This window comes from Streptomyces sp. YIM 98790, from assembly GCF_011421595.1.
Classification (GTDB): domain Bacteria; phylum Actinomycetota; class Actinomycetes; order Streptomycetales; family Streptomycetaceae; genus Streptomyces.
Genome location: NZ_WTLH01000182.1, coordinates 1 through 11,502, shown reverse-complemented (window position 1 = coordinate 11,502; position 11,502 = coordinate 1). Strand labels below are relative to the sequence as shown.

Below are 11,502 nucleotides of genomic sequence, written 5' to 3'. Positions count from 1 at the left end.
CGCCCCGCGGGCAGTGCGGCCCGCCCGGCCGGCACCGGCGGCACCCGCCCGGCGCCCCAGGCGGTCAGGGAGGTGGCCGCGGCGATCAACGCCACGGTGGCGGCCGGCACCGCGGCCATCACCGCGGTGGAACCGGGCAGGTCCCGCCACACCGCGGTGGCCTCGCCGATCCGGCCGGGCAGCCGGCCCCCCAGGGCACCGATCAGCGCGGTGCCCACGGCCGCGCCCAGCAGGGCGAACCCCAGATGCTGGAGCAGGAAGATCCGCACCACCTGGCCGGGGGTGAAACCGATGGCCTTGAGCACCGCGATGTCCCGGAGCTGTCCGCGGATGCGCACCCCGATGGCGCCGGAGGCGGCCAGCCCGGCGGCCAGCAGCGCGCCCAGCCCGAAGACCGCGAACAGCAGGCCCAGGGTGCGGTCGCTGCCGCCTCCCTCGGTGCGCGCCTGCCGCCAGTCCACGACCTGTACCACCTGGTCCGGGCCGAGTGCGGTGACCGCCCGCTGGATCAGGAAGTCGGTGTCCGCGGGGTCGGCCAGCCGCAGGCCGACCGCCTGGCCGGAGCGTTCCGCGGCGGTCCGGACCAGTACCTCGGCGGGTGCCCAGGCCACGCCCGGGCGTTCCCCGGGCCGGTAGCCGGGCTCGGCGGTCTCGGCCACCCCGACCACCCGCAGGGTGCGGTGGCCGCCGTCCGCACCGGGCACGGTCAGCAGGGTGCCGGGCTCGGCCCACAGCTCCTCGGCCAGCGAACGCTCCAGCACCACGCCGCCGGCCGCCGTGCCGGACTGCTCGGCGTCCCGCCCGGTCAGCCAGCGGCCGGTGACCAGCTGCGGCCGGGCGACGGCGGGCGGTTGGGTCACGGCGGCCCGCAGCTCCAGTTCGGCGGGCACACCCCGGGTCTCGGCCGTGGTGCGGACGGTGCGGTGGGGACCGGACAGGCCGGTCACCCCGTCCAGCCCGGCCAGCGCGCCGGTCTCGGCGTCCGGGCGGGTGTGCAGCCAGATGTGGGCGCCCTCGGACTGGGTGAAGACGCGCTGCCAGGGATTGGACGCATAGCCGAACAGCGCCGCGGCCAGCAGCAGGGAGGCCACGATGCCGGCCGTGGCGAGGACGAAGAACAGGGCTTCGCCGCGGTGTGCCCGGAGATCGGCGTGCGCCCAGCGCAGCGTGGCCCGCATGGTGTCAGCCTCTCAGACCCAGCACACCGGCCACTCCGCGCCCGGGGCGGCCGGCCGGGACGTCCCCGTCCAGCGCGGCGTCGTCGGTGATCCGGCCGTCGAACAGGCTGAGCACCCGGTCGGCGGCGCTGGCCATCCGGGCGTCGTGGGTGACCAGCACGATGGTCTGGCCGCGCTGGTGGAAGCGGGTGAGCAGGCGCAGCACCTCGCGGGTGCCGCGGCTGTCCAGGCTGCCGGCCGGCTCGTCGGCCAGCAGCAGGTCGGGGTGGTTGACCAGGGCGCGGGCCAGGGCGACCCGCTGCTGCTCGCCGCCGGAGAGCTCGCCGGGCATGGCCCGTTCCTTGCCCGCCAGGCCGAGTTCGGCGAGCAGTTCGGCGCGGGCCTCCCGGGCGGCCCGCGGCGGGGAGCCGGCCAGCAGGGCGGGGAGTTCCACGTTGTCGGCCACGGTGAGGTTGGAGACCAGGTTGAAGAACTGGAAGACCACGCCGACGCTGCGGCGGCGCAGCACCGCCCAGCGGGTCTCGCTGTAGCCGTCGACCCGGCGGCCGTCGATCCATATCCGGCCGCTGTCCGGGCGCTGGAGGCCGCCGAGCAGGTGCAGCAGGGTGGACTTTCCGGCGCCCGAGGGCCCGGTCACGGCGACGAACTCGCCGCGGTCCACGTGCAGGCCGACCCCGCGCACGGCGTGCACCGGGCCGCCCTCTCCGTGGTGGGTCTTGGTCAGGCCCTCGGCGCGCAGCAGCGGGGGCCGGCCCGGGTGGCCCGCGTGCTCCCCGCTCTCCCCCTTCTCCCCGTTCTCCCCGTGGTCTCCGCCCTCTCCGCCGGGCGTTCCGGCCGGTGCGGCGGCAGCGGCGGGTGTGTCAGGCGTGTCAGGCGTGTCCGGTATGCCGGATCGGTCGTTTCGGTGTCGGTCCGCTCGGCTCACTCGAACTCCTCCTGACAGCGTTCCAGCCAGTCGAGGTCGGCCTGCAGGTGCAGCATGGCGCCCTCGATCAGGAGCTGGGCCACCCGGTTGTCCCGGTCCTCGGCGGCGGCCAGCTTGGACAGGCTCCGCATGGTATTCAGGTACTGCCGCCGCTGTCTGTTGATGAGCGCCACCCGGTCGGCCATCCCGGTGTGCGGCGCCAGCGCCAGTTTCATGAAGAACTCGTCCCGCACCCGGGGTTCGTCGGTGGTGTCCTCGAACCAGGCGGCGACCGCCTCCCGCCCGGCCTCGGTGAGCCGGTAGGTGCGCTTGTTGGGGCGGCTCTCCTGCGCCACCTCCTCGCCCTCGATCAGGCCGGACTTCTCCAGGCGGCCCAGGGTGACGTAGATCTGGCCGACGTTGGGCTGCGGGTAGGCGGCGCCCAGCAGCCTTTCGAGCTGCTGCTTGAGCTCATAGCCGTGGGCGGGGCCGTGCGCGAGGAGAGCCAGGATCGGCAGACGCACGCGCGCCCTCCTCCTCCCCGTCCGGGGCTGTACGGTGCGGGACGGGCGGCGGGCGCCGGCGGGGACGCCTGCGGCCGTGCCGCTGCTGCTGGATCGTGATGGACGGCCCATTATCGCGCATAGCTAACAGTTATATGATCGGACCCGGGTGTGGCGACGAGGCTGCCCTCGTCGGGGACGGGAGGTGCCGATGCCGTGGACGCGGGCCGCCGGGCGCGGACTCCTGGCCGTGCTGGCCCTGCTCGCCGGATATGCCACGGCCGTGCCCGAATCCGCGCAGGCGGCGGGGCGCGGCCCGCTCACCCTGGTCACCACCGAGGACTGGACCGGCTACTGGGCCGGCCTGCTGGCGGACTGGAACGAGCGGCGCCCGGACGAGCAGGTCACGCTGATCGAGCTGCCGGACGCGGCGGACGACACCCGTGCCCAGATGATCACCGAAGTGCGCTCCGGCAGCAGCCGGTTCGACGTGCTCAACATCGATGTGGCCTGGACCTCGGAGTTCGCCGCGGCGGGCTGGATCACCGAGCTGGACGCCGGCCGCTTCGAGCTGGACTCCTTCCTGCCGCCGGTGGTGGACGCCGCCACCTTCGGCGGCCGGCTCTACGCGGTGCCCTATGTGACCAACGCCGGCCTGCTCTACTACCGCACCGACATTCTGGCGGCGGCCGGCGAGCAGCCCCCGCGCACCTGGGACGAACTGGCCCGGCTGGCCCGCAGCGTGGCACCGGAGCACGGCCTGGCCGGCTACGCCGGCCAGTTCCTGCCCTACGAGGGGCTCACCGTGAACGCCACCGAGGCGGTCGCCTCGGCCGGCGGCTCCTTCCTGGGGGACGAGGGCACCCGGGTGACCGCCGGCTCCCGGGCGGTGCGCGAGGGGCTGGAGTTCCTGGCCGGCGGGGTGCGCGAGGGCTGGATCCCGCGCGAGGCCCTGACCTGGAAGGAGGAGGAGTCGCGCCGCGCCTTCCAGGACGGGCGGCTGCTCTTCCTGCGCAACTGGCCCTATGTGTACGCCATGGCGAACGCGCCCGGCTCGGCGGTGGCCGGCCGGGTGGGCGCGGTTCCGCTGCCCGGACCGGACGGACCGGGCGCCAGCGTGCTCGGCGGTGCCAACCTGGCGATCAGCAGCGGTTCCCGCCATCCGGAGTCGGCCGCCGACCTGATCGCCTACCTCACCAGTGAGCAGGTGCAGCGCCGGGTACTGACCGAGGGCTCGCTGCCGCCGGTGCGGGCCTCGCTCTACGACGATCCGGAGCTGGTGCGCGAGCACCCCTATCTGCCGACGCTGCGCAGCAGCGTGCTGTCGGCCCAGCCGCGTCCCAAGAGCGCGCGCTACGACCAGGTCAGCCTGGCGGTGCAGGCGGTGGTGCACGACGTGATGGCGCTGCGCCAGAGTCCGCGGGACGCGGTGGACCGGCTGGCCCGTGAACTGGCGGCCATCGTCCGCCGGGACTGAGGTCGGGCGCCGCGCGGGCCACGCCTCCGCAGCCCCCGCCACCGGCCGTCGCCGGCCGCCGCCGGCCCTCGCCGGGTGGACCGGTTACCTAACTGTTAGGGATATTGGGCCGTGCGCGACCGTTGACACCCTTCTGTAGGAGATACCTAACATGCATCTATAACCGTTGCAGGCAGCTCGAAGGGACGACGTACTGCCATGAGCCGACCGACCTGGCCTCGTACCACCACCAGACCCATACTCGGCCGTGTCCGACGGTTCACCGCCGCCACCGCCGCCCTGCTTGCCCTCTCCCTGACCGCCACCGCCTGCGGGGGAGACTCCGGCTCCGGCTCCGGCTCCGGCGGCGGCTCCGGCAAGGACCTCGAAGGCCAGACCGTCTCCGTGGCCGGCGTGTGGACCGGCACCGAACTCGACAACTTCCAGAAGGTGCTGGACGCCTTCACCGAGGAGACCGGGGCCAAGACCACCTTCACCTCCACCGGCGACAACCTCGCCACCTTCGTGGGCAGCAAGATCCAGGGCGGCTCCGCGCCCGACGTGGTGCTGGTCGCCCAGCTCGGCGTGCTCCAGGAGTTCGCCCGCTCCGGCTGGCTGGAGCCGCTGGACGAGAAGGTCGACGCCACCGCCACCGCCAACTTCGCCAGCGTCTGGCGCGACTACGGCACCGTGGACGGCACCTTCTACGGCCTCTACTTCAAGGCCGCCCACAAGTCGACCATCTGGTACAGCCCCGAGGCGTTCGCCAACGCCGGTGTGGAACCGGCCTCCTCCTACGAGGAGCTGATCCAGAACGCCAACACCATCGCCGACTCCGGGCTGCCCGCCTTCGCCGTGGCCGGCGCCGACGGCTGGACCNCGGGCTGCCCGCCTTCGCCGTGGCCGGCGCCGACGGCTGGACCCTCACCGACTGGTTCGAGAACATCTACCTCTCCCAGGCCGGCCCCGAGATGTACGACAAGCTCGCCGTCCACGAGATCCCCTGGACCGACCCCTCCGTGGTGGAGGCCCTGACCACCCTGGGCGAACTGTTCTCCAGCGAGGAACTGCTGGCCGGCGGCGCCGACGGCTCCCTCGGCACCGACTTCCCCACCTCCGTCGGCAAGGTCTTCGGCCCCGAGCCCCAGGCCGCCATGGTCTACGAGGGCGACTTCGTGGGCGGCCTGGCCCGCGAGGACTACGGCCGCACCCTCGGCGAGGACGCCGTCTTCTTCCCCTTCCCGGCCGTGGACGGCGGCACCGCCCCCGTGGTCAGCGGCGGTGACGCCGCCGTGATCCTCAAGGACGGCAAGAACACCGAGGCCGCCCAGCGCCTGGTGGAGTTCCTGGCCACCCCGGAGGCCGCCGCCATCTGGGCCGAGGCGGGCGGCTTCCTCTCCCCGAACAGTGCCCTGGACCTCTCCGCCTACGGCGACGAGATCACCCAGGAGACCGCCGCCTCGCTGATCGAGGCCGGCGACACCGTCCGCTTCGACATGTCCGACCAGGCCCCGGCCGCGTTCGGCGGCACCAGCGGCGCCGGCGAGTGGAAGATCCTCCAGGACTTCCTGCGCGACCCCTCCGACCCCCAGGCCACGGCCGAGGCCCTGGAGGCGGAAGCCGCCAAGGCCTTCGGGAACTGAGCGCGGCGGGCAGGACACCCCCCGATGACCTCCGTCACCTCCCCGTCCCCGCAGCCGGCCGGGTCCCCCTCCCCGCCTCTCCCCGCGTCCGGGCGCGGCGCCGCATCACCGCGGCGCCGCGCCGGGCGGGGGACCCGGCCAGACCGCCGCCCCGGCGCGATCCGCCGCCGGATCACCGCCTGGATCTTCGTCCTCCCCACCCTGCTGCTGCTCGGCGCCCTGGTCGTCTACCCGGTGGTGTTCTCGCTCGGCCGGAGCATGTTCGACGCGGACGGCGACCGCTTCGTCGGCCTGGGCAACTACACCGAGCTGTTCCAGGACGACGCCACGCTGACCGCCATCCGCAACAGCGCCATCTGGGTCGTGGTCGCCCCGGCCGTGCTCACCGGCCTCGGCCTGGTGCTCGGCGTGCTCACCGAGAAGATCCGCTGGGCCACCGCCTTCAAGCTGGTCCTCTTCCTGCCCATGGCGGTCTCCTTCCTCGCCGCGGGCATCATCTTCCGCCTCGCCTACGAGCAGGACCCCGACCGCGGTCTGCTCAACGCGGTGGTCACCGGCGTGCACGACACCTTCGCCGGCCAGGCCGCCTACCCCACCGCCCGCGTCCGCGAGGGCGGCGGACTCGAAGCCGGACCGGACGGCTCCTACCTGAGCGCCCGGACCGCAGTCCCCGGCCAGTCCCTCGACCTCGGTCTGGTCGGCATCGCCCCCGGAGACCTCCCGGGAGAGGCGGAGCCCGCGCACGGGGCGGGCTCCGCCCAGGGCGCCGCGGACGAACTCCGCGGCACGGTATGGCTCGACTTCGCCCCGGGCGGCGGCGGAGAGCCCGGCCGGGTGGACCCCGGCGAGACGGGCCTGCCCGGCATCACCGTCCAGGCCCTGGCCGCGGACGGGAAGACCGTGGCGGCCACCGCCACCACCGGCCCGGACGGCAGCTTCGTCCTCACCGGCCTGCCGGACGGCGAGTACACCGTGAAGCTGCCCGCCGGGAACTTCGCCGAGCCCTACGGCGGCGTCTCCTGGCTCGGCCCGGCCATGATCACCCCGGCTGTCATCGGCGCCTATCTGTGGATCTGGACCGGATTCGCGGTGGTGCTGATCGGCGCCGGGCTGGCCTCGCTGCCCCGGGACGCCCTGGAGGCGGCCCGGATCGACGGCGCCAACGAATGGCAGATCTTCCGCAAGATCACCGTGCCGATGCTCGCGCCGGTGCTCACCGTCGTCTTCGTCACCCTGGTGATCAATGTGATGAAGGTCTTCGACCTGGTCTATGTCATCGCACCCGGACCGGTGCAGGAGGACGCCGCCGTGCTCGCCACCCGGATGTGGCTGGTCTCCTTCGGCGGCGGCAACGACCAGGGCATGGGCAGTGCGCTTGCCGTGCTGCTGCTGCTTCTGGTGATCCCGGCCATGGTGTTCAACGTCCGCCGCTTCCGCAGGAGCCAGTCGTGAACCCCGCCGCCCGGCTGACCGGGCTGCTCACCTCCGGCGCGCTGCGGATCTTCCTGCTCGTGGTGGCCCTGGTCTGGCTCACCCCGCTGGCCGGGCTGCTGTTCTCCTCGCTCCGCAGCGAGCAGGACAACCAGGTCAGCGGCTGGTGGACCGCCCTGACCGAACCGCGCCAGCTGTCCTTCGACAACTACAGCGCGCTGCTGGAGAACAGCGGCATCACCCAGGCGCTGGCCAACACCGTGCTGATCGCGGTGCCCGCCACCGCGCTGGTGGTGGTCGTCGCCGCGCTCGCCGGTTACGCCTTCGCCTGGCTGGAGTTTCCCGGCCGGGACTGGATCTTCCTGCTGGTGGTGGCGCTGCTGGTGGTCCCGGTCCAGATCGGGCTGCTGCCGGTGGCCGAACTCTTCGGGAAGCTCGGCCTGTTCGGCACCATTCCCGGCGTGGTGCTGTTCCACGTCGCCTACGGTCTGCCGTTCGCCGTGTTCCTGCTGCGCAACTACTTCGCGGAGATCCCGCGGGAGATGCTGGAGGCGGCGCGGCTGGACGGCGGCAACGAGTGGCGGATCTTCGCCCAGCTGGTACTGCCGCTCGGCCGGCCCGCCATCGCCAGCCTGGCCATCTTCCAGTTCCTGTGGGTGTGGAACGACATGCTGGTGGCACTGCTGTTCGCGGACGCCGACTCGCAGCCGCTGACCGTGGCGCTGCAGTCCGAGATGCGGCAGTTCGGCAGCAACATCGGGGTGCTGGCACCCGGGGCGTTCCTCTCCCTGGTGATCCCGGTGATCGTCTTCTTCGCCTTCCAGCGCCACTTCGTCCAGGGAGTGATGGCCGGCTCGGTGAAGTGACCGGCCGTCATCCCGCTGGACGTTCCCGGCCGGTGATCCGCGGGCCCTCTCCGCCCCCTCCCACGGGCCCGCGGATCACCAGGCCACCCGGCCACGGCCCGCCCGGCCGCCGCAGCGCGGTCCGGCGGGCCGTCGGCATGTCCGGCCGCCGGGCGGCCCGTAGCAGGTTCACGAAGGGCCGCAAGAGGGTATTCGGGCTGGGGAGCCGGAGGCCGGAACGCGGCCATCTGCCCGTACGGGCAGGCGCGTTGTGCCGCCACACAAGCCCCTTTGGGCAGGGGGAGCGAAAGTTTCGATATGGCATCGAATCTTTCCGAGTGGGTTTGTCGTGACAGGTCAGTGGCCCTGTCCCGGGAGGGGACGGGGCGGCGCGTCCGCATTTTCCTCCCGGATGCCCCACCCTGGACTCCGAAACTTTTCGGCTAGACTTCTGCCCATGGCAACGAAGAGGCGGGTGACGATCGCGTTGATCGCCGAGGAGGCCGGGGTCTCGATCCCCACGGTCTCCAAGGTCATCAACGGGCGTCCGGAGGTGGCACCGGAGACCCGGCAGCGGGTGGAACGGCTGCTGCACAAGCACGGCTACCAGCGACGTGTCAGTCAGGACGGCGAGCCGGCCGGCCTGATCGACCTGGTCTTCGCGGAGATCGAGAGCCCCTGGGCGATCGAGATCATCCGCGGCGCGGAGAGCGCCGCGCGGGAGGCCGGCGGCAGCGTGGTGATCTCGGTCCTGCACACCCATGCCGGCCCCGGCCGCGACTGGCTGGAACGCATCGCCGCCCGCCGCACCGACGGCGTGGTGATCGTCGCCTCCCGGCTCTCCGGCGCCATACAGGCGCAGCTGACCGCCCGCTCCCTGCCCTTCGTGGTGGTCGACCCCGAGGGCGAGCCGGCCCCCGGCGTGGTCTCGGTCGGCGCCACCAACTGGAACGGCGGCCTGGCCGCCACCCGCCACCTGCTGGAGCTGGGCCACCGGCGGATCGGCGTGATCAGCGGCCCCGCGGACATGCTGTGCAGCCAGGCCCGCATCGACGGCTACCGCGCCGCCCTGGAGACGGCCGGGGTCGAGGTGGCGCCCGAGCTGATCCGGCGCGGCACCTTCCTGGTGGACTCGGGCCACGACCACGGCCATGCCCTGCTCTCCCTGGAGCACCCGCCCACCGCGATCTTCGCCGGCAGTGATCTCCAGGCGTTCGGTGTCTTCGAGGCCGCCCGCCAGCGCGGGCTGCGGGTACCGGAGGATCTGAGCGTGGTCGGCTTCGACGACCTGCCGCTGTCCCGCTCGGCCTGGCCGCCGCTGACCACGGTCCGCCAGCCGCTGGAGGAGATGGCCGCGCTGGCCACCCGCACGGTGCTCACCATGGGCCGCGGTGAGGCCCCGGAGACCCGCCGGGTGGAGCTGGCCACCGACCTCATCGTGCGCGACAGCACCGCCCCGCCGCGCGCGGCGGCGGCCGGCGCCGAGACCTGACCCGCCGTCCGGACCGGGCGCGGGGCCGGCCCGGCCCGGCCCCGCGCCCGGAGCGGTGGATCAGGAGATGTCCCACAGGGTGAGCTCGGCCGTGATCTCCGGCAGCTCCTCGTCGCTGATCCCCGTGACCTCCAGCATGGCGAGGTCTCCCTCGGTGGTGACCGTGCACAGCAGGGTGCCGCTGCCCACCGGGTCGCCCTCCGCCAGATCGGCCATCAGCACCGGGCCCGGAAGGACATCGGTCCGCTGGCCGGTGCGGCAGGACTCGGGGCCGGGCTCCCGGGCCAGACCGGTGGGGGTCAGGAACTCCAGCCCGGCCACTGCGGGATTCCAGTTGCCGTAGAGGAACTCCACGCCGCCGACCAGGTAGTTGCCCTCGTTCGGGGTGATCGTCGCGTCGTCCGGCTCCACATGCGTGTAGGTGCGCTGGGCCGGGGCCCGCAGGGTCAGCGGAACCCGGTCGTGCACCACGGTGTACGCCTCGGCGGCTTCCGTCTCCGAGGGGTCCGCGCTTTCCGCAGGCGCTCCGGTCTCCTGCCCGCCGTTCCCCGGGTCCGCCCCCTGGGCGGGGCTCTCCGACGGATTCACCCCGGGCGACCGCTCCGGCTGGTCCGGGTCCGCACCGGCCTCCGCGGCCTCTCCCGTGGCGCTGCTGCTGTCACTGGAGGACGTGAGCAGCAGGGACCCCGCGGCCAGCACCACCACGACCACGGCCACCACCAGACCCGCGATCACCAGCGGAGCGCGCCCCCTCGGCGGGCGTTCCGGCTTGCCTCCCGCCGGGCCGGTGACCATCACCCCATGCCGCCCTCGCCGATCCGGGCCAGCAGCCGGTAACCGGCAATTTCTGACGGATCGTCGGCGCGCAGCGGCTTCATGCAGCCCATCGGTCCACCGGTATCGATGGCTTCCCCCTCCCGTTGCCATGGCAGCAGGATGTTACCCGCCACAACGGGGCGTGCACATACAGTATGACCATTCGCTCCCGGTGGGTGTTTTCCCGCGCCGGAAGGCATGGCCGGCCGCCGGGTCGGCTAGCGCATGTGCATGATCGTTCCTCCCCCGGGGGGCCTGCGGGCAGCCGTCGTGGCCCTGGCCCTCGCCCTGCTGACCGCCGCCCCCGCCGCAGCCCGTCCGCCTGTCCCGCCGGAGGCCGCCGTGACCGAGCCGCCCGCCGCAGCCGCCGCATCCGCCACCGTCGCCGGCATGGTCGGCACCTACAACATCTACGGGAACGTCGGCCACCGGGGCGACGCCGGCCCGTGGATCGACGAGGAGGCCGCGCGACTGCACGCCGTCGCCCCGCCCGGCGACTGGTTCTCGCTCGCCCTCCAGGAGGTGTGCCACAACCAGGGCACCGCCCTGGCCCGCGCCACCGGCATGCACGGCGTCTTCTACGACACCGGCACCACCTGCGCCAACGGCGAGCGCTACGGCAACGTCATCCTCACCCGCCGGGCCCCCCTCCGGACCTACCAGTACACCTTCCCCACCCAGATCGGCGGCCCGGAGCGGCGCGGAGCGGTGTGCGCCGTCTTCCGCGGCATCCTGGGCGACGTGGTGACGTGCAGCGTGCACCTGGAGTCCGGCAGCGAGGAGGTGCGCACCGCCCAGGCCCGGGAGTTCCTGGACTGGGAGCCGGGCGGCCGGCCGCTGGACGACTATGCCGCGGTGCTGATCGGGGGCGACTTCAACGCCGAGCCGCACCAGGCGACGATGACCCCGATGTACCAGGTGGCGGAGGAGGCCGACGGCCCCCGGGACGCCTGGCGGTTCGCCACCCACGAGGACGGCCGCAAGCTGGACTACCTCTTCGTCCTGGGCAGCAGCCGCAACGCCCACTGGCGCACCTCCCGGACGGCCGCGGTGGCCAGCCCTCACTCCGACCACCTGATCTACGTCAGCCGCCTCGACTGCACCCTCTGCCTGGTCTGACCGCCCCCGGCGGGACAGCACGCCTGCGCCGGCCCGCCGGAGGAGAGGGGCGGGCCCGGCCGAACGGGCCCCGGCGCACGGAGCGGAAGAGGCCGGCCCCCGCCGGCGGCCGGCC

9 protein-coding genes and 1 pseudogene are annotated in these 11,502 nt (G+C 73.4%); 6 read left to right on the top strand and 4 right to left on the bottom strand.

The genetic code is table 11. The features are described 5' to 3' along the window. From GQS09_RS23115 to GQS09_RS23105, 3 genes are all read right to left on the bottom strand, one after another. On the bottom strand, positions 1 to 1,178 hold a 1,178-nt coding region (locus GQS09_RS23115), incomplete at its 3' end, for an FtsX-like permease family protein (protein WP_313896295.1). 4 nt (positions 1,179 to 1,182) lie between these two features. Next, entirely contained in the window at positions 1,183 to 1,920 is a 738-nt protein-coding gene (locus GQS09_RS23110; RefSeq protein WP_165989319.1) for an ABC transporter ATP-binding protein, read from the bottom strand. A gap of 179 nt (positions 1,921 to 2,099) precedes the next feature. Continuing rightward, positions 2,100 to 2,606, bottom strand: coding sequence for a PadR family transcriptional regulator (locus tag GQS09_RS23105; protein ID WP_165989315.1), 507 nt, complete (start codon positions 2,604 to 2,606; stop codon positions 2,100 to 2,102). A 190-nt stretch (positions 2,607 to 2,796) separates the two neighbouring features. Between GQS09_RS23105 and GQS09_RS23100 the strand changes: the two genes are divergently transcribed. From GQS09_RS23100 to GQS09_RS23080, 5 genes and pseudogenes are all read left to right on the top strand, one after another. Further along, complete coding sequence (locus GQS09_RS23100) at positions 2,797 to 4,062, top strand: ABC transporter substrate-binding protein (RefSeq protein WP_165989313.1); 1,266 nt, start codon at positions 2,797 to 2,799, stop codon at positions 4,060 to 4,062. Between the two features lie 198 nt (positions 4,063 to 4,260). Beyond that, positions 4,261 to 5,684, top strand: a pseudogene (locus GQS09_RS23095) (ABC transporter substrate-binding protein). Between the two features lie 24 nt (positions 5,685 to 5,708). Next, positions 5,709 to 7,136, top strand: a complete 1,428-nt coding sequence (locus GQS09_RS23090) for an ABC transporter permease subunit (protein ID WP_165989311.1) — start codon at positions 5,709 to 5,711, stop codon at positions 7,134 to 7,136. Next, positions 7,133 to 7,981: a carbohydrate ABC transporter permease gene (locus tag GQS09_RS23085; RefSeq protein ID WP_313896294.1), complete on the top strand. Its 849-nt coding sequence runs from the start codon at positions 7,133 to 7,135 to the stop codon at positions 7,979 to 7,981. Before GQS09_RS23090 ends, GQS09_RS23085 begins: the two co-directional genes overlap by 4 nt. A 436-nt stretch (positions 7,982 to 8,417) precedes the next feature. After that, complete coding sequence (locus tag GQS09_RS23080) at positions 8,418 to 9,452, top strand: LacI family DNA-binding transcriptional regulator (RefSeq protein ID WP_165989309.1); 1,035 nt, start codon at positions 8,418 to 8,420, stop codon at positions 9,450 to 9,452. A 60-nt stretch (positions 9,453 to 9,512) separates the two neighbouring features. Here the strand turns inward: GQS09_RS23080 and GQS09_RS23075 are convergent, their stop codons facing one another. Next, on the bottom strand, positions 9,513 to 10,187 hold the full coding sequence (locus GQS09_RS23075; protein ID WP_165989307.1) for a hypothetical protein: 675 nt from the start codon (positions 10,185 to 10,187) through the stop codon (positions 9,513 to 9,515). A gap of 312 nt (positions 10,188 to 10,499) precedes the next feature. On the opposite strand from GQS09_RS23075, the gene GQS09_RS23070 reads away from it, so the two are divergent. Further along, positions 10,500 to 11,387: an endonuclease/exonuclease/phosphatase family protein gene (locus GQS09_RS23070; RefSeq protein ID WP_165989305.1), complete on the top strand. Its 888-nt coding sequence runs from the start codon at positions 10,500 to 10,502 to the stop codon at positions 11,385 to 11,387. The last annotated feature ends 115 nt before the right edge of the window (positions 11,388 to 11,502 follow it).